This window comes from Actinotignum timonense (assembly GCF_030216305.1).
GTDB lineage: Bacteria > Actinomycetota > Actinomycetes > Actinomycetales > Actinomycetaceae > Actinotignum > Actinotignum timonense_A.
On record NZ_JASOKT010000009.1, the window covers coordinates 1 to 18571 of the forward strand.

Below are 18571 nucleotides of genomic sequence, written 5' to 3' on the forward strand. Positions count from 1 at the left end.
ATCACCCCACCAACAAGCTGATAGGCCGCGAGCCCATCCCCCTTCACACTAAAGCTTTCCCAACACCCCCATGCGAGCATGCCAGAATATCCGGTATTAGACCCCGTTTCCAAGGCTTATCCCAAAAAGGAGGGCAGGTTACCCACGTATTACTCACCCGTTCGCCACTAATCCACCCACAACAAGTTGCAGGCTTCATCGTTCGACTTGCATGTGTTAAGCACGCCGCCAGCGTTCGTCCTGAGCCAGGATCAAACTCTCCACAAAAAACCGTAAGAGAGCAAGAAAAACAACTAGCTCAAAAAAACAAAATAAAAACAAGAACAACACACCACCAACAAACAAACCAAACACATACCCGTAAACACGAATACATCCAGTCATTATCATTAGAGTGCTAACTGTCCTCGCACACACCCACACAACCAACACCACACCCACCAACCAAAAACAAAAAAGCCCTCAGCCAGCACTAGCGCGACATGCTAGTCATGTGAACAAAAAATATCACGTAAAAAATAAATAGTCAGACACACTATTAAGCATCCAAACACCACGCCCACACCCCACGCACAACCACCCGAAAAAAACCACGGCAATCACACGCAAGAGAAACAATCACACTCAAAAAGAGCAACCCCGTTAGCTTAGCACCACCCAGCCAGGAAACCAAACCCAGCCCCAGTGAACCACGCCACTCTCAAGGGATCCTGTCACCGCTTACCGGTTTCCCGGGCCTCGGCGACGGATAACAAGCTTACAAGCCCACCACCCAAAACACAAACCACACCAACGAGACACCCACCACACCCCACTAACCCGACACCACCCAGCCACTCTTACGCGCCGCTTCACACCGGGCGAGCACGCAGGAAGCCACGGCGTCGTCGATAATAGAGAAGTGAGTGAACATAAAGAACCTGCCGTGACAAGCACGCACATACAAAACGACGCGAAGCTATGCTCCCACGATGCCAGGTTCCCACACAGTAGTACTGGACTTCCTCGCGGCGGACAGTTCGGGCTCCTTGTCACCCTGGTGATTACCGTGCTGTCCTACCAGCTCAACACCACGATGGTCACCCCAGCGCTCCCGGATATCGGGCGAAGTTTTGCGGTGAGCGAGGGAACGCTTGCTCTGGTTTCAAGCCTCTTCTTCCTCGCCGGGGCGGTCGCCGGGATTCTTCTTACCCGCTGGAGCGATTTCCTTGGCCGCGCCCGCATGCTACTCGCGGTTCTTGCGATCTTGCTGGTGGGAACACTGGTATGTGCACTCGCCCCGAACTTCCCTATTTTCGTGACCGGACGTGTCCTTCAAGGTGTTTCCGGTGCGGTCTTCCAACTCGCATATATGATCCTGAGCGAATCGGTCTCTCCCGCGATTCTAGGCACCATGCTCGGTATTATTAGCGCCGCTAACGGCGGCGTGGGCGGCCTAGACGGATGGTTTGGCGGGATCCTCACCGACCACTTCGGTTTCCAGGCTATTTTCTTCGTTATTGCGGGTCTCACCTCAGTGGCAATTTTCCTGACAGTTCGACTACTCACGACGCAGGAGCGGCCTGCCGCCAGCGGAAAAATGGATTGGTGGGGCGGCGGACTCCTCTCCCTCAGCCTTATTTTCCTCACCTACTACGTCAATGTTGGCGGCACCCGCGGGTGGTTCACCACGGCTACCCTCCCACTTTTCGGTGTGGCCGCGCTATTTTTCAGCGCTTTTTGCATGGTTGAGCGTCGGGTTCCCTCGCCGCTTTTCGCCCTGCGCCAGCTGGCATCACGCCACTGTTGGCCGCTTATTGCTACAACACTTCTATCTCTCGCATCAGTTTTCGCGGTCATTAATTTCACGGTCGCGCTTTTCGCCCAGAATCCCGACGCGGGCTACGGGCTAGAGGCTGGCCGCGCTGCACTCCTCTATCTCACACCGCCCGCGCTTATCGGACTGGCCGCTGCCCCACTTTCCGGGTGGCTGGCGGGAAAAATCGGCTGGCTCACCGTTCTGCGCACCGGACTCCTTATTTCGCTATGCACAATTGGCGGGATCTGGTTCTTCCTCGATCACCAATGGGTTGTTTTCACCCTCATTGCGATTCTTGGAATCACCTATAACGGCATGATCCTCACAACTGTCAACGGGCTCGGCGTCATCCTGGCCCCACCCGAAGCACCCGGCTCGCTCCCCGGTCTCAACGGCGCAGCTTTTGGCGTGGGCGCAAGCCTAGGTATTGGCCTGGTGGCGCCCCTCGTCGGAACGTGGGATGGCTACCGCGGGGCACTGGCTCTTTCCGCCGGCATCGCCGGGATCGCTCTACTGTGCGCGTGCGTCTTGAAGATGCGCACAGATTAATAACGACGACGCAGCTACCTGGCAGCTGTACACCCCGCGCGCCGCGGGCCCACTACAAAAGCGGCCGGCATCTGAACAATCAGGTGCCGGCCGCCAATTTCGTGCACTCATGCTCGGCTGCGGGTAATACGCCAGACAGCGAGCACCTCAGCTTTTAGAGGAGGGAGGCGTAGAGCGCGCGGATTTCTTCCTTGGTGGCCTTGCGGGGGTTGCCCGGGGTGCACACATCGTTGAAGGCATCCTCGGCCAGGGCATCGAGACCAGATTCATCCACGCCCACCGCGGAGATCGTGGTGGGGTTACCCAGGTCCTCGACCAGCTGCTTGACCGCGTCCACCGCGTAGGTGCGCGCTTCTTCTAGCGCGACGTCGTACGAATCCTTCATGCCGAAGGCATGCGCGATATCGCGGTACTTTTCACCGGTGTACTCCGCGTTGAACTTCATAACGGCCGGCAGCAGGATGCCGTTGGCCACGCCGTGCGGTGCGTCGTAACGCCCACCGAGCGGGTGCGCCATGCCGTGCACGAGGCCCAGGCCCACGTTGGAATAGCCCATGCCCGCGATGTAGGAGGCGTAACCCATCTGCTCAACGGCGTCGGTATCGCCATCGGCAGCCTTGCGCAGGTTCTTCGCGATCATCTGGATAGCCTTGAGGTGGACCGCATCCGAAAGCTCCCAGGCGCCCGGGGTGATGTAGCCCTCGATGGCGTGGGTCAGAGCGTCGAGCCCGGTCGCTACCTTGAGGGAACGGGGCATGCCGTCCATGAGGTCCGGATCCACGATGGCGAGGACGGGAATATCGTGTTCGTCCACGCACACAAACTTGCGGTGCTTCTCCGTATCGGTAATCACGTAGTTAATGGTGGTTTCCGAAGCGGTACCGGCGGTGGTGGGAATGCCAATAATCGGCACGGAGGGGTTCTTGGTATCCGCCACGCCCTCGAGGGAGAGAACGTCAGCGAATTCGGGGTTCGCACCGATAATGCCGATGGCCTTCGCGGTGTCCTGCGGGGAACCGCCACCCAGGCCGATGAGCACATCTGCACCGGAATCCTTGAGCGCCTGCACGCCGGCCTTCACGTTTTCGACGGGCGGGTTCGGAACGACGTCGTCGAAAATCTCGTAAGCAAAATCGGCCTCATCCAAACGTTTCGTGACTAGGTCCACGGTCCCGGCCTGGCGCACACCCTTGTCGGTGATGATGAGGACTTTCTTGAAGCCGCGCCGATGCAGCTCGGGGACCAGCTGGTCGAGCGCACCGCGCCCGAAGTACGAGGTTTGGTTGAGGATCATGCGATTAACCATGACAACTCCTTATGTCGAATATTCGTAGCAACTGCGCCACTTTCCTGACATGGAACATTGTTCCATTTTTTTGACCCCCGCCTTATGACGTAAGGCCCGACAAGGAGAGAGCGCCCGGAGGCGCGGCGACATTTTCCCGCCAGATTGGTTACGGCGCGGGGTAACTGAGAAGCTACGGTAATGTGCGTAGGAAGCACGACGACGCCGCGTCCCCGCGGCGCGCGGGCGCGCCGCGGCGCCGTCGTACCTACCTTGCGAAACCTATTCCACATCGAGCGGAACCCGGCGGTGCGGAGCCGGGAAGGCGCCATCTAGGCGCGCCAGCTGCTCGACGCTCAACTCGATCCGCGCGGCCTCCAGGTTTTCCCGCATATGGGCGAGCTTCCCGGTGCGCGGAATCGCGATGGTCGGGCTCTGCGCTAGCACCCAGGCCAGTAGCACCTGGAAGGGACTCACGCCCAGGTCGCGGGCTACCTCGGTGACCACCGGATTGGTGACCAGGCCGTTGCGCAAAGTCCCGGCTTGGGCGAGCGGGCAGTAGGCGATGAGCGCCACGCCGAGCCGCTCCATGAGGCCGCGCAATTCCACTTCAATTCCGCGCGAGCCGAGGTGGTAGAGCACCTCATTAGCCTGGCAATTCGCGCCGCCGGGCAGCGCGGCCAGCTCCTCCATATCTTCGACGTCGAAATTGGAGACGCCCCAGCTGCGGATTTTCCCGTTCTCGCGCAGGCGCTCCAGCTCCGCCACGGTTTCGGCCAGCGGGGTGCCACCGCGCCAGTGATAGAGGTACATATCCACGTACTCGGTTCCCAGCCGCGCCAGGCTGGCATCCAGCGCGCCTTCCATGCGCCGCCGGGATGCGTTGGAGGGGAGCACTTTGGTGATGAGGTAGAGCGATTCGCGCGGGAAAGGTGTGATTGCTTCGCCCACGAGCTCTTCGGAGCGCCCGCTGCCGTACATTTCCGCGGTGTCGATGAGCCGGGCGCCGCCCTCGATTCCGCAGCGCAAGGCCGCAATTTCTTCCTGCCGGCACGCTCGGTCATCACCGAGGAACCAGGTGCCCAGCCCGAGGGCTGACACGGTATCGCCATTGGCCAAGGTGATGTTTCGCATGGGGTTTCCTTTTCGTTTCCTGCTTGCTTCCCCGAGCCCGCCGCCGCAAGTCCAGACCGCGGGCGCTTTCCATTCCAGGGTGCCACGGATGCCGTGCCCGCGCCAGGCCTTTCAGTGCGCCGAGATCGCCTGGACTGCAACTGGACTGCAAAAAGTGCGTCAGGAATATTGAAACCGCGAAAAGCTGTCAGCCCCATCGCAATCACTCGCTCGCGTGGACAAGCGTGGACGATGTGAGCGGTGATACCCATAAAAAGCGACGCATCAACAGCGGAGCCCCCAGGATGCGCCCTCCCGGCAGGAGGCCCCCACAAAAAGCAACCCCACGACAGTGCGCCCCACAAAAAGCAACATCTCGACGGGCAGCTCTTCAGAATGTAACCCCACGACAGTGGGTCCCACAAAAAGCAACCCCACGACATCAAAACAATTTCTTAATGTAGCTGCGGTTGCATTTTGATTTCGGGCATACGCGGCGGCCTCCTCACGGGATCCTCATAGGCCTCACGAACTTCAATAGTCACACCGGCCCCTAGGGAGGGGGATCTGTTTTCATAACTGTACTGCGCTTGTCGTACATGCGAAGTACATCCCGGAAAAACACACCCTCCCCGCCAGCGCGCCGGGCGGCGAGGCAAGTGGCGGGAGGCACGGTGCCTGGGTCGGCATCGCTAAGCCCGTGCTTGGGGTGTCGTTTCATCTTACGAACACGCCTGGCGATGTTAGTGACCGACCACCTGTCTTGGCGATGATCAACATGAAGCCACGACCATCACATTCACATATGTTACAGTCCCTGACTTTTCACAACTGCTTGACCCCGACCAACCACGTACACTTTGTACATGCCTCGATTGAAGGGATAACTATGGTTCGCGTATCTCCGGATCCGGATTGGACACCAGTGCCTTTCCGCCAGTCATGGAGCGGGCATCTCATCGCGGGCACGCTGACCGCAATAGGTATTGTGATTACGCTGGCGCTGAGCCGGTTGTTCCTCCCTCATCAGGTGAACTTTTTCGCGCTGCTGCTCATTGTTGTGCTCAGCACCGTGGCTGTTGAATTCCTTTCAACGCACATCGACCGCTGGCATCAACGTCGCTGGCACCACCCGAGCCCGGGAGGATGGATTGCCCCGCTGAGCCGGATTGCATTCTTCGCAGGGGTCTATTTTCTTGTCACGCTGGTGCTGACGCTGGACTCTCGCCAAGCACTCATCTGTGGTGGCGTGGCTACCGCGGTCGCGATCATTGAGGTGATCGGGATACGGCAATGGAAAACAGGCGTGACCATAGCGGAGGAAAAAGAAGCCACGCTGGCAGCCAAGAAAGCGCTTGAGGACATAGCTATAGAACTGCGCATAGAGCGGCAGGAGAAAGCTCGGCTCAGGGCGGCGGAGCGCCGCAAGCAGCTTGGCTTACCAGAGGACACCAGTCCGATTATCACGGTAAAGCCGGGTGGCTTCGAATTCCGGCCGCACCGCGTTAACTTTATTCCGCCGCGCGCCGAGCCCGACGCCGCGGAGCAGCCTGATAATCACTCCGCTGAGAGCCCTCGTGAAGGGCGGGATTAGCGGCGCGGTGCGCGGGGCTTTCTGCAGCTGTGTGCGCGGAGCCTTCTGCGGCCGTATGCGCGGGGCTTGCCGTTGAGCTGTGGGAGGCACGGTGCGCTGAGCTCCTCCCGGATGTAGCGGTCGCAGCGAAGGTATGCGCAGCCCGGCGGCCGCGGATTTCCTGCCAAATATTGCGGCTGCGTGCCGTGCTCTCGGTACCCGGCTGGGCAGCGCGGCTCCCCCGGCGCCGCGGCCGCTCGGCAGCTGCCGGTGTTTCGGTTACCTTTACCGCAGGTTCGGGTTTCGCCTCAAGCTCCTCGGTTACTTCAACCGCGGCGGTCTTTTCGGTTGCCTCCGCTTCAGCCGCTTCGCTCGCCTCCGCTTCCGGCGCCACATCCAGAAGCGGCACCCCGACAGCGGGCCCGAGCGCGGTAGCGCGCTGGAGGCGAATTTCATCCACAGAAAGCAAAATCCCGGTGGCCCGCTCCAGGATGGTCACCTGCCAGACCTGCACTCCGGCTCCGGCCAGAGCGCGCACGGCATCATAGGTATCCGGCTCGATGGCGAAAGCAAAAATGCTCAGGCGCGGGGCCGGTTCCGGGATGGGCGGATTGACCGCGGTGAACTCCTGCCAGGCGGAGGAAAAATCGTGGGGCCCGCCCGGGAAAAGCCGGGTAATTTCGCGGCGGTCCAGAGTGGCGTGCTGCGCGGAACGGGCGAGGGCCGCGAGGAGCGCTGCGCCGTCGAGAACATCAATAATATCCACGCTAATAATGTTCCCGGTGGCATCCAAGGCAACCAATGAAGCGGTGCCGCGCTCCCCTTCCGGGCGCGTCCACGCTACCTGGAAGGCCGGGAAATCCAGGAAATCAGAAATCTGGGCGCGCAGTGCTTCCGCAACCGCGGTACGGGTTTCTTCCGGCAGATCGGCAGGAGGCGCCGCGCGATGAAATTGCCCGCCACGTAATGAGAAAACGCCCACGAGATACCATCTCCGATACTGTTTGCCGCACGAACCTGCCAACTCAAGCCTATCCTAGGCGAGATACCTGAGAATTGACTGCACCGCGCTTTATTGCACGACGACGCCCGCGTGGAAGAAGCCCACGTACACCTTGCGAACTAAACCAAGAGCAGCAAACTTGCCATGTGTCACAACTACGGTAAGAGCCGAAGAGAAAAGCTACTCCGTTTACCCCCGTAGACACGTTATGTTTACAGGGGTAAACTACCTGCTATGAAACGGGCCCACCTCTTGAACGAGCTCAAGAAAATCGCGAAACAGAGCGGCCACACGCTTATAACCACCGAAGGAACTCGACACACACGCGTTACCATCGGCGATGTAAGCGACATCGTGGGGCGGCACCGCGACATTCCAGAGGAAACCGCAAAGGGCACAATCCGTAAATTCAGGAAAGGACTAGGACTATGAGCAAAACGCATGTGAGAGCCTTTCGCGACCACGGGTGGTGGGGGCTCGAACTTACCGTAAACGGTGAAATTTACCATTCTCAAGCCCGCAGGCTCAATGAAATTAGCGAGATTGTCGCGGATGCGCTCAATCTTCTTAATGTTGAAAACCACGGGTTCGATTTAGTCATAGATGTTGGCTCCACCGCCGAAACTATTGCTCAGGCTAAAAAACTATCCCGGCAAGCTCACGAACTTCAGTCACGGGCATCGCAAGCTACGCGAGAAGCCGCTACCAGCTTGCGATCTTCAGGGATGACCGTCCGTGAAGTTGCAGAGATTATGGAGCTTTCACCCGGACGCATTTCCAAGATTCTGCAAACAGCCTAAGTTCCGCATTAACTGCACCTTCTTCTACCCGCACGCCAAGCGGCCGGGCGGGAACCAGCTCCGTGCAGAGCTCCGTTCCCGCCCGGCCACCGTGCAGCGCGAGCCGCGTTTAGCTAGCGTTTGCGCAGCTAGCTTACGGTTCCGCTGCTACGCCGTCGCCCCGGCTCCGGACTCATGCCCTTTGGCCATGACGGCCGCGCGCCCGGCTTCCAGGCGTGCCACCGGTACCCGGAACGGCGAGCAGGACACGTAATCCAAACCGACGGAATCGAAGAAGTGCACCGAAGCGGGATCCCCGCCGTGCTCACCGCAGATACCCACGGTGAGATTCGGATTACCCTTCCGCCCGCGCTCGGTACCCATGCGCACCAGCTCGCCCACACCTTCGCGGTCGATGGTCTCGAAAGGCGAGGTGTCGAAGATTCCTTCCGCCATATAGGTCGGGATGAATTCGTGTTCGACGTCGTCCCGCGAGAAGCCCCACGTGGTCTGGGTCAAATCATTGGTGCCGAAGGAGAAGAATTCGGAATCCTCGGCGATCTTCTCCGCGATAATGGCCGCGCGCGGCAGCTCGATCATATTGCCGATCGCGATATCGAGGTCGTAGCCAGATTCGCGTTCCGCCTCGGCAATGATCTTGCGGGCCCGGTCCGCCACCAGGCGGAATTCCTTCTCCGAGCCAATCAGCGGGATCATGATTTCCGGATGCGGATCCAACCCGCGCTTGCGGCAGGCCACCGCCGCCTCGGCCACCGCCCGCACCTGCAGATCCACGAAGCCGGGGATCTGGATGGACAGACGCACCCCGCGCAGGCCCAGCATGGGGTTGTCTTCGTGGCGTTCAGTTGCCGCCCGCAGTAGCGTGCGGGTGTGTTCGGGAACCTGCTGGCCGCGCGCCTCCATCGTGGCGACCTCAACCGCCAGCTTGGTCATATCCGGGAGGAATTCGTGCAGCGGCGGGTCAATGAGGCGCACCACCACCGGCAGTCCGTCCATCGCCTCGAAAATACCCTCGAAGTCCCCGCGTTGCAGCGGCATAAGCGCCCCGAGCGCGGCGGCCTGCAATTCCGGGGTAGCCGCGAGGATAACGTGCTCGATAAGCTCGCGCCGCTCACCCAGGAACATATGCTCGGTGCGGCATAGGCCCACGCCCTGCGCCCCGAATTCGCGAGCGCGCGCGGCGTCTTCCGGATTATCCGCATTGGCCCGCACGTGCATGCGCGCAGACTTATCCGCCTGGGTGAGGATGCGATCCACGGAACGCACCAATTCGCAGGTGTCCTTATCATCACCGGCGGCCTCCAGCGCGGCCTCCAGGCCCTGGGATACGTAGATCATGACCGGGGAATCTTCCACCGGGACAGCCCCGAAGAACACTTCCCCGGTGGTGCCGTCAATGGAAATAACATCCCCGGCGCGCAGTGTTTGCCCGGTGGACTTGATGAAGACCGTGCCGGCCTTTTCTTCCACGAGGAGATCCTCCGCGCCCACCACGCAGGTACGGCCCATCCCGCGGGCCACCACCGCAGCATGTGAGGTTTTCCCGCCGCGCGCGGTTAGCACGCCGGCGGCCACCACCATGCCGGGCAGGTCATCCGGGTTGGTTTCGCGGCGCACCAGGATCACCTTGGCACCTTCGGCGGCGCGCGCCTGGGCCTGCTCGTTACTAAAGACCACTTCACCCACGGCCGCGCCCGGGGAGGCCGCCATGGCCTTCGTGATGAGGGTGCGCTGGGCATCGCGCTGGAATTGCGGGAAGAGTAGCGAGGTGAGCTGTTCACCGGTCGTACGGGTGATCGCTTCTTCCGCGCTAATAAGGCCCTCATCTACCAGCTGGGTAGCCACTCGGAAGGCCGCGGCGGCGGTGCGCTTACCCACGCGGGTTTGTAGCATCCACAGTTTGCCTTCCTGGATGGTGAACTCAATATCGCACAGGTCCCGGTAGTGGTTTTCCAGGCGCTTCATGATGTCCATGAGCTCGGTGTAGGAAGCCGGATCCAGCTGCTCGAGGTCCTTGAGGGAAAGGGTGTTGCGGATGCCGGCCACCACGTCCTCCCCCTGGGCATTGACAAGGTAATCACCGTATACCCCGGAGTGTCCGGTGGAAGGATCGCGGGTGAACGCCACCCCGGTGCCGGATTTCTCCCCCATATTGCCGAACACCATCGTGCAAATATTGACGGCGGTGCCCAGGTCATCCGGGATATGTTCGCGCCGGCGGTAGATCCGAGCACGCTCGGTGTTCCAAGAACGGAATACCGCGGTGATCGCGAGGTTCATTTGCCGGCGCGGGTTCTGCGGGAAGGGATACCCGCTGGCGCGCCGCACGATTCCCTTGAATTGTTCGACCAGCTCTTGCAGGTCCGCCGTCGTCATATCAAGATCGCCACTGTAGCCTTTCGCCTTTTGCAGGGCGTGCAGGGCGTCGGAGAAAAGATCTCCATCAATATCGAGTACGGTGCGGGCGAACATTTGGATGAGGCGCCGGTAAGAATCCCAGGCGAAACGTTCGTTGCCGGATTGCGCCGCGAGGCCCTTGACGGACTGGTCATTGAGGCCAATATTGAGCACGGTTTCCATCATCCCCGGCATGGAGAACTTCGCGCCTGAACGCACCGAGAGCAGCAGCGGATCCTCCGGATCGCCAAGTTTCTTGCCCATCTGCTCTTCCACGGCTTCCAGGTGGCGCGTCACCTCCGCTTCGAGTTCCTCGGGTTCCTGCCCGTTACTCAGGTAGTAGCGGCAGGCTTCGGTGGTGATGGTGAAACCGGGTGGGACAGGCAAATCCATGTGGACCATCTCCGCCAGGTTGGCTCCCTTGCCGCCGAGAAGGTCCTTCATGTCCTTGTTGCCCTCGGTAAATGCGTATACGAACTTGGTCATATCGTCCTCCGTGAGGGTTCACACGCGCATAAGTGCGCGGAGCGGCCCCTTCGCCGCTCACGTGTCCAGGGTAACACTTCGGGGCGGCGTGATCGAGAGGAATTTTTAGTGAATGCCGCGCACGTTTCCGGCGGCGTCCACGTCAATGGCCAGCGCGGATGGTTCTTTGGGCAGGCCCGGCATGAGCATGACGCTCCCCGCCATGACCACAACGAAACGGCCCCCCGCGGAGAGATGTACATCGCGTACCGGCACGTCAAAATCGCTGGGAGCGCCCAGGCGTTTCGGGTCGGTGGTGAAGGAGGCCGGAGTTTTCGCGATGCAGACGGGATAGCTGCCGTAGCCGCGTTCTTCCAGCTCACGTAGCTGCTCACGCGCTTCTTGCGCGAAGGTGACGCTCGCTCCCCCGTAGACGCGCCGCACCACCGCCGTGATTTTCTCGCTGAGGCTCGCGCTATCCGAGTACGTGAAACGGGTGCGGGACGGCGTTTCGAGCGCGGCCAGAACCGCTTCGGCCAGGGGCGCCGCGCCTTCCCCGCCGCGCGCGAAATGCTCAGAGACGGCCACCGGCACACCCAATTCTTCGAATTGCGTACGCACTTTTTCGATATCTGCTTCGGTATCCGTATCAAAACGATTAAGGGCGACGACGACGGACTGCCCCCACACCGCCTGCAAATTATGAATATGCCGGGCGGCATTGGCGATACCCCCGTGGTAGCGCAGGGCGCGCAAGGTGACCACAAAAACGGCCGCGTCGGGGCGCAGCCCGGAGGTACGGCACATAATGTCAATAAATTTTTCGGCCCCCAGATCAGCCCCGAAGCCGGCTTCCGTTACCGCGATCTCCCCCATCGCGAGCGCGGCGCGGGTGGCCATCACAGAATTGCAACCGTGCGCAATATTGGCGAAGGGCCCGCCATGCACGAGCGCGGGGGTGCCTTCCCGGGTGGCAACAAGGTTCGGGCAGAACGCTTCGGTCAGAAGGGCAAGCATGGCACCGGTGGCACCCAGATCCGCCGCGGTGACGGGTACGCCAGCCCGGGTGCGGGCCACTTCCATGGCGTTGAGGCGCTCGCGCAGATCCGCAAAAGAGGATGCCAAGCAGAAAGCTGCCATAACTTCACTGGCGGGAACAATATCGAAGCCGGTGGCGCGGGTGGCGTGCGCACCGGGATTGGAACGGGTGCCCGCGCCCGGGCCGGCGCTATCGAGGCGCCCGCTGGGGCTGAGGAGGATAGCCCGCAGGGCCCGGTCATTCATATCGATAACGCGGCGCACGCTGACCGTAGCCGGGTCAATATCGTGGGTGTCGAAATAGACCGCGTTATCCGCCATAGCGGCTAGGAGGTTATGGGCGGCAGCAATCGCAGCGAAATCCCCGTTGAAGTGCAGGTTAATGGAGGCGGCCGGAGTGAGGGTGGCTCGGCCCCCGCCGATCGCCCCGCCTTTGAGCCCGAAAACCGGGCCGAGCGAAGGTTCACGCAGCGCCAGAACCGCGCGTTTACCCAGGTAGCGCAGGCCATCCGCCAGGCCAATGGAGGTGGTGGTTTTCCCCTCCCCGGCAGGGGTGGGTGACATGGCAGTCACGAGCACGAGGCGGCCGGGCTGCGCACCGACCTTTTCAACCCAGCGGTAATCGATCTTCGCCCGGTCCCGACCGAAGGGGATAACGGCATCGGCGGGCACCCCGGCCGCCAGCGCCGTATCAACAAGGGGAAGATCAATAGACATACGCTGTAGTTTATACCGCTCTGCCCGATCCCCTAGGCAAGCGGACCCATCTCTTCTTCATAGGCGGCGCGGAGCGCTTGGCCGCGGGATTCGTCGTCGTCGTTAAAATAACGCAGCACGCGGGCCGGAACCCCAACCACAATGCAGTTGGCGGGGACATCACGCATAACGACGGCGCCGGCGCCCACAATCGAATTTTCACCGATGGTCACGCCCGGGCCGATGGTGGCGGAGGCACCGATCCACACGTTATCTCCAATGGTGATGGCGGTGCCGAATTCCAGGTCGGTTTCGGCGCGAACGCGCGGAGGAACCGGGTGCCGGGCGGTGGTGATAGTGACGCGCGGGCCGATGAGGACACGGCGGCCCAGGGTAATGGGGGCGACGTCGAGGAGAATCGCACCGGAGTTGATAAAGACCTCCGGGCCGATGTGAACATTGGCGCCGTAATCGCAGTGGACGGGCGGAACCACGGTGGCGCTGGGGTCGAAAGAACCGAAGAAACGGGCGGCGATGGTGCGGATCGTTTCGTTATCGGAAGGGTTGGTGGCATTCAGCTCGTGCTGGACAGTGAGGCCCTCGCGGCGGACGTGGGCTAGGTAAGGATCGTCGGCGATATACATTTTCCCGGCGACCATGCGCTCCCAGGTGGGCGAGGGCTGCGGCGCGGTGCGCTGGACGGGCGCGGGCGACGATTCCGGAACGGGCTGATTCGATTCGGTCATAGGTTCATTCTGGCATATCTGGGCTACCATCTATGGTGAACTCTTGTTCGCCCTTCGGAAGGGATGCGGTGGTGCGTTTCCCAGGTTTTCTACCCCGGCGGTGGCCGGCTGGACATCGTGGCCCAGCTGGCATGCTGCCATCTCGCAACGCGGCGGGCTCCGAACCGCTTGGAGAAATACTCCGCCACGCGGCAAGGCGCCCCGTCACCGCAGCAGCCTTGATAAGACCTCACCAGCAGCGGGCCGCTCAGCCGGCCCCCACATCAGAAAGGATGAATCATGCGCATTGCAATTATTGGAGCTAATGGCGCGGCCGGAAAGCTCCTCACTCAGGAAGCAGTTTCGCGCGGGCACGAAGTTATCGCCGTGACGCGCTCGGAAAACGAAACGGAGGCCCCGGTCTCGCTACGCCGCGATGTTTTCGATATTGAACGCGGGGATATTGCCGGCTTCGATGCCATGGTAGATGCCTTCACACCCAGCGCAGATGCCGGGGAGGACTTCCCCGAGCGCGCCGCACACCACCTCATTGAGTTGGTTTCCGGGCTGCCGACCCGGCTCATCGCGCTCGATAGCGGAGATGCGAAAGTCCCGGCGGCTTTGGAGGGTGCCCACATCGCCAAGTGGACGTACATCTCCCCGGAGATTACTTCCGCAGATCTGGCTGCGGGCGTGATTGACGAACTCGAGCGCGGCCCGCTGACTGCCCATATCCGCAAGCATCTCGTGGTGGGTGAGAAATAGAGCGTAGAGAAATCGGAGCGAGGAACGCACCGCAGAGAGCACATCTCCGCAAACACGAATAAGGGCCGCGCCTGGGAATCCGGGAGCGGCCCTTTTTGCACGTTTCGAGCATATTATGCACATTCTATTGCGTGGTTCGCTCACCTCAGCTAATCTATCCGTATATTTCGAACGAAATATATGTTCCGATAGGTGAGCGCGGAGGCGCGCCCTCCGAATATCTGTGAGTGCCACGCCCGCCCCGACCAGGGGCACGACACTCTCGGTAGCGTGTTCGGCAGGCCCGTACCACTCGCGATGCAAGGAAGCGATCGCGGCACCCCGCGCGGTGTTCCAGGAGTTTTTCATGATTACGTCCCCGCAGATGGCCCAGCGGCCCACTCGATATCGCTGGGTAGTCATGGCGATTATTTTCGTCACTTACGTTATTTGTATGGCCGATCGTTCTAATATCGGCACCCTGCTGCCCTTCATCAAAGAAGACTTCCACATGACCAATTCCCAGCAGGGTCTCATCGCTTCTATGTTCTTCCTCGGTTACGCGATTTCACAGATCCCAGCCGGTCTCATCATGGGCAAATTCGGGACCCGTAATATGGTGACGTTCGCGGTGCTATGTTTCTCCCTCGTTACCTTCCTCATGGGCTTTACCACCACGGCCATCGGCCTGATCGTGCTGCGTCTGCTTCTGGGTCTGACCGAAGGCCCCACTCCGGTAGGAATGACCTCCACTATTAATAACTGGTTCCCGAAACGGGAGAAAGGCACTGCCACCGGTATCTATATCGCTTCCACCCAGTTGGCACCGATGCTGGTTCCGCCTATCGTGGTGGTCCTCGCCCACAATATGGGCTGGCAGCATGTGTTCTGGGTCTTCGCAATTCCGGGTGCGATTATGGCCATCGTTTGGCATATTTTTGTGCGTTCTTATCCCCGCCAGTCTTCCCACGTCAACAAGGCCGAGCTCGCCCACATTGCCTCCGAAGAAGTGATCACCCAGACCAACCGCAAGGAAGCATCGTGGATGCCCAAGGTCGATAAGCTGATCCGTTACCGGAAGGTCAAGCGTCTGGAGACCAACGGCGATGTTATGCGCTCCTGGGATATCTGGGGTGACACCCTCGCGTACTTCTTCATGAACAACGTGCTTTATGGCATGCTGACTTGGATTCCCACCTACCTGGTGGATGCGCGCGGTTATGATGTCTTCGCCATGGGCTGGGTAGCTGCCTGCCCGGCGCTGGGCGGTATTATTGGCGCCCTCACCGGAGGTTGGGTTTCTGACCGTATCTTCGCGGGCCGACGCAAGCCAACTATGCTGCTGACCGCTCTGTTCACAGCGATTATGTTCGCCGTGGTCCTCATGGTTCCCAATAACATGTACGTGGTGGCACTCGCACTTATCCTTACAGGTTTCTGTCTCAATCTGGGCTGGCCGATGTTCACCGCCTACGCGATGAACCATTCCACCGAAAAAACCTACCCCTTCGCAATTTCGATTATTAACTCCGGTGGCAACCTGGGCGGATTCTTTGCTCCGCTTATCGTGGGTATGCTGCTTGATGCTACCGGTAGCTATAACGTGGCCTTCTCTTACTTCGTCGTCGTTCTGCTGCTCGCCTTCGTTATTCTGCTGACGCTGCGTGAGCCGAAGCCGCAGGCGGCGAGTGTTGGAAAGGAAGAAGCTTAATTATGAGTGCCGAAAGGAAAATTCTCTCCGGCGTGGTGGCCGACGACCTCACGGGCGCTACCACCACGGGAGCACTACTGGCGGCACGCGGGGTCAAGAATATTGTCAGCCTCAGCGACACGTCGAACTTAAGTTACGACGACGTTGACGCATTGCTTGTTTCCACCGATTCCCGCAGGCTCCCACCTGAGGAAGCTGCCTCCCGGGTACGTAATGCAACCCGCGATCTGGTGGCACGCGGGGCAACGATATTCTCTAAGCGCACTGATACTACGATGCGTGGCGGTATCGGTTACGAAATTGACGCCATGCGTGATGTGCTGGGCGAGGATTACATGGCTATTATCGTGCCGGCCATGCCCCCCTCGAAGCGCATTGTGGTGGCCGGATATTCACTTATCGATTCGCTGCTTCTAGCTCGCACCGGCGTGGCCAACGATATTCTCAGCCCAGTCAAGGAGTCGTACCTTCCCAAGTTATTGGCCGGGCAACTACGTGATGCCGTCGACCTTATCTGCATGAATACCGTGGTGGAAGGGCGCGACGCTATCCGCGCCGCCATGCAAAAATCCTATGATCGTGGCGTACGTAATATCCTCTGCGATTCAGTATCGAGCGAAGATGTTGCTGATATTGCCGCGGTGGTCAGCCAGCTCGGCTGGAAGGTTCTCTGCGTGGATCCGGGGTTATTTACCACGGAATACGCTGTGGCCCAAGGGATCCGAACCGAAGAGAAAAGGCCCAAAGCGCCACTACGCACCAAATCTCAGGAAAATGATCACGGCACGGTGGTGATCGTGGCGGGATCCGCAACCGCGACTACTCGCCAGCAGCTGGAATACATGCAGGAGGTGCCCGGCACGCATACCATCACTCTCCCCCATGATCCTTTTATTGGAGGTGGGCACGAATACGCCCAGGCGCGGGCAGAGGCTGTGGCACAGGCACGAAGGATTCTCGACGACGCCGCAGCAGGCAATGGGGAACCCGGACAGGTGCGGGTTATCATTATTACCCTCGATACCACGCTGAGCGGTACCGTCGTCGATATCAACCGGATTGAAGTGGCGAAGAACTTGCCAGCCGGCCAAGGCTCGCGCAATCTGGCGCAACACCTGGGCGAAGTTGCCCGCGATGTCATGGACATGCTCGGTAATCAGCTAGCAGGCGTGTATGCCACAGGAGGCGACACGCTTGTCAATACCTGCCACGCTATCGAGGCAAGCGGTATCGCACTGGAAGATTATGTGATTCCGCAATCAGATCAGGGCAGAATTGTGGGAGGTCCCTTCAATGGCCTTCCCATGGTGGGTAAAGGCGGACTCACCGGAACTGAACACACCGCACTTCGTATCGTCAACCGACTCTTTGATGAAAGGACCGTTTCATGACATCCGCAGCACACACCGTTGAGCCCAGCGAGCACGCGCGCACTCTGGCCGACCAGGCCCGCAAGGATCGCCGGCCCGTTACCGCAATTACCCTAGGGGATCCGGCCGGCGTTGGCCCGGAAATTGTGGTGGGAACCGTCTGCGATCCCAGCGTATACGAATGCGCTCGTCCCTTCGTGATTGGTAATCGCAAGGCTTTGGAACGCGCCGCGAAGATGGCCGGTAAGAAACTGGTGATCAACGAGATCTCTGAGCCGGAAGAAGCGAAGTTTGAGTTCGGTATCGTGGACCTCCTCGATACCGGAGTGCATTCTGATGCCGATATCAAGTTCGGAAAGATTCAACGCGAAGCCCAGCTACAGGCTTATTCCTATTTGGAAAAGGCGATTGAGCTGGGGAACCAGGGGAGACTGCACGCGGTGTCTACCGCCCCGACCCATAAGGAAGGGATGATGGAAGCCGGGGTGCGATACCCGGGGCAGACTGAGATTTTCCAGAATCTCACCCACTCCAAGTACGCGCTCACGATGTTCCACGTGCATAAGCTGCGGGTGTTTTTCCTATCGCGGCACGTGTCTCTACGTGATGCGGTGAATTTCGTAACCAAAGAGCACGTGCTTGATTTCCTGCGGAATATCCACGAGGAATTCGAGCGCATCGGTTTCGATAATCCTTCCATCGCGGTGGCGGGGCTCAACCCGCATAACGGCGACAATGGGATGTTTGGCCGTGAGGAAATTGAGGAGTTAGAGCCGGCAGTGGCTGCCGCCCGCGCCGAGGGCATTCGTGCCCGCGGCCCTTTCCCTGGCGACTCGATTTTCGCTTTCTCGCTGGACGGGCGCCACGACGCCATCCTTTCTCTCTACCACGATCAGGGCCATATTGCCTGCAAGACCCTCGACTTCGAGAAAGCCATCACCCTGACCCTCGGGCTGCCGTTTATGCGTTCCTCCGTGGATCACGGCACAGCTTACGATATCGCCGGCAAGGGCATCGCCAACACCGGTTCTATGGTGGAAGCTACCCGGGTATGCGCGGAATTTGCGTTGCGTAAACTCGACGGCGAAGCGCGCCGGGCCGCGCGGGCCTAAAACGGTGCGTGCTGATTCCACTACGTGGCTAGTACCGGTCGCGCGGTGAATGATAGCCACGCACAATTCGAGAGGACCGCGTTTCCACTCAGGTGGGACGCGGCCCTCTCTGGTCCGTATGGGCGCGACGCCGCATTTGCGTGAGCAGACCCGCGAATATTCCGGGCCATGCGTCCTTAACGTCAGTGTCAC

At 60.1% G+C, this 18571-nt stretch carries 13 protein-coding genes and 1 rRNA gene; 7 read left to right on the plus strand and 7 right to left on the minus strand.

Annotated features, from left to right (window positions below; genetic code table 11):
- Window positions 1-267, minus strand: a 16S ribosomal RNA gene (locus QP305_RS05730); the annotation flags it as partial.
- Window positions 268-925: 658 nt separating this feature from the next.
- Between QP305_RS05730 and QP305_RS05735 the strand changes: the two genes are divergently transcribed.
- The gene (locus QP305_RS05735; RefSeq protein WP_284898575.1) at window positions 926-2347 is read left to right on the plus strand and encodes an MFS transporter; all 1422 of its coding nucleotides are present in this window, start codon (window positions 926-928) and stop codon (window positions 2345-2347) included.
- A gap of 154 nt (window positions 2348-2501) precedes the next feature.
- Here the strand turns inward: QP305_RS05735 and fucO are convergent, their stop codons facing one another.
- Window positions 2502-3653, minus strand: coding sequence for a lactaldehyde reductase (gene fucO, locus QP305_RS05740; protein WP_126135936.1), 1152 nt, complete (start codon window positions 3651-3653; stop codon window positions 2502-2504).
- Between the two features lie 261 nt (window positions 3654-3914).
- A complete protein-coding gene (locus tag QP305_RS05745) occupies window positions 3915-4766 on the minus strand; it encodes an aldo/keto reductase (RefSeq protein WP_274733928.1) in 852 nt (283 codons plus the stop codon).
- A gap of 868 nt (window positions 4767-5634) precedes the next feature.
- Here QP305_RS05745 and QP305_RS05750 point away from each other — a divergent pair.
- On the plus strand, window positions 5635-6339 hold the full coding sequence (locus QP305_RS05750) for a hypothetical protein (RefSeq protein ID WP_274733930.1): 705 nt from the start codon (window positions 5635-5637) through the stop codon (window positions 6337-6339).
- Here QP305_RS05750 and QP305_RS05755 read toward each other — a convergent pair.
- Window positions 6257-7300 (minus strand): hypothetical protein, encoded by a 1044-nt coding sequence (locus QP305_RS05755; RefSeq protein ID WP_274733932.1) that lies wholly within the window; start codon window positions 7298-7300, stop codon window positions 6257-6259. The two genes, QP305_RS05750 and QP305_RS05755, sit on opposite strands and share 83 nt — an antisense overlap.
- A gap of 449 nt (window positions 7301-7749) precedes the next feature.
- Between QP305_RS05755 and QP305_RS05760 the strand changes: the two genes are divergently transcribed.
- The gene (locus tag QP305_RS05760) at window positions 7750-8121 is read left to right on the plus strand and encodes a hypothetical protein (protein WP_274733934.1); all 372 of its coding nucleotides are present in this window, start codon (window positions 7750-7752) and stop codon (window positions 8119-8121) included.
- A 147-nt stretch (window positions 8122-8268) separates the two neighbouring features.
- On the opposite strand, the gene ppdK is transcribed toward QP305_RS05760, so the two are convergent.
- The 3 genes from ppdK to QP305_RS05775 all read right to left on the minus strand — a co-directional run bounded on the left by ppdK (window position 8269) and on the right by QP305_RS05775 (window position 13463).
- Window positions 8269-11004: a pyruvate, phosphate dikinase gene (gene ppdK / locus QP305_RS05765; protein ID WP_274733936.1), complete on the minus strand. Its 2736-nt coding sequence runs from the start codon at window positions 11002-11004 to the stop codon at window positions 8269-8271.
- Window positions 11005-11109: 105 nt separating this feature from the next.
- A complete protein-coding gene (locus QP305_RS05770) occupies window positions 11110-12738 on the minus strand; it encodes a formate--tetrahydrofolate ligase (protein WP_274733937.1) in 1629 nt (542 codons plus the stop codon).
- 32 nt (window positions 12739-12770) lie between these two features.
- Window positions 12771-13463: a sugar O-acetyltransferase gene (locus tag QP305_RS05775; RefSeq protein ID WP_274733939.1), complete on the minus strand. Its 693-nt coding sequence runs from the start codon at window positions 13461-13463 to the stop codon at window positions 12771-12773.
- Window positions 13464-13742: 279 nt separating this feature from the next.
- Here QP305_RS05775 and QP305_RS05780 point away from each other — a divergent pair, with 279 nt between their 5' ends.
- From QP305_RS05780 to pdxA, 4 genes are all read left to right on the plus strand, one after another.
- The gene (locus QP305_RS05780) at window positions 13743-14207 is read left to right on the plus strand and encodes an NAD(P)-dependent oxidoreductase (RefSeq protein ID WP_274733940.1); all 465 of its coding nucleotides are present in this window, start codon (window positions 13743-13745) and stop codon (window positions 14205-14207) included.
- Window positions 14208-14553: 346 nt separating this feature from the next.
- On the plus strand, window positions 14554-15897 hold the full coding sequence (locus QP305_RS05785; RefSeq protein ID WP_274736150.1) for an MFS transporter: 1344 nt from the start codon (window positions 14554-14556) through the stop codon (window positions 15895-15897).
- Window positions 15898-15899: 2 nt separating this feature from the next.
- Entirely contained in the window at window positions 15900-17288 is a 1389-nt protein-coding gene (locus QP305_RS05790; RefSeq protein ID WP_274755773.1) for a four-carbon acid sugar kinase family protein, read from the plus strand.
- Window positions 17285-18379 (plus strand): 4-hydroxythreonine-4-phosphate dehydrogenase PdxA, encoded by a 1095-nt coding sequence (pdxA, locus tag QP305_RS05795; RefSeq protein WP_274755772.1) that lies wholly within the window; start codon window positions 17285-17287, stop codon window positions 18377-18379. Before QP305_RS05790 ends, pdxA begins: the two co-directional genes overlap by 4 nt.
- Window positions 18380-18571 lie beyond the last annotated feature (192 nt).

Coding starts and splice junctions, on each gene's coding strand:
- QP305_RS05790 (WP_274755773.1), top strand. CDS start 15,900: ATGAGTGCCGAAAGGAAAATTCTCTCCGGCGTGGTGGCCGACGACCTC.
- QP305_RS05785 (WP_274736150.1), top strand. CDS start 14,554: ATGATTACGTCCCCGCAGATGGCCCAGCGGCCCACTCGATATCGCTGG.
- QP305_RS05780 (WP_274733940.1), top strand. CDS start 13,743: ATGCGCATTGCAATTATTGGAGCTAATGGCGCGGCCGGAAAGCTCCTC.
- ppdK (WP_274733936.1), bottom strand. CDS start 11,004: ATGACCAAGTTCGTATACGCATTTACCGAGGGCAACAAGGACATGAAG.
- fucO (WP_126135936.1), bottom strand. CDS start 3,653: ATGGTTAATCGCATGATCCTCAACCAAACCTCGTACTTCGGGCGCGGT.
- pdxA (WP_274755772.1), top strand. CDS start 17,285: ATGACATCCGCAGCACACACCGTTGAGCCCAGCGAGCACGCGCGCACT.
- QP305_RS05750 (WP_274733930.1), top strand. CDS start 5,635: ATGGTTCGCGTATCTCCGGATCCGGATTGGACACCAGTGCCTTTCCGC.
- QP305_RS05770 (WP_274733937.1), bottom strand. CDS start 12,738: ATGTCTATTGATCTTCCCCTTGTTGATACGGCGCTGGCGGCCGGGGTG.
- QP305_RS05745 (WP_274733928.1), bottom strand. CDS start 4,766: ATGCGAAACATCACCTTGGCCAATGGCGATACCGTGTCAGCCCTCGGG.
- QP305_RS05775 (WP_274733939.1), bottom strand. CDS start 13,463: ATGACCGAATCGAATCAGCCCGTTCCGGAATCGTCGCCCGCGCCCGTC.
- QP305_RS05760 (WP_274733934.1), top strand. CDS start 7,750: ATGAGCAAAACGCATGTGAGAGCCTTTCGCGACCACGGGTGGTGGGGG.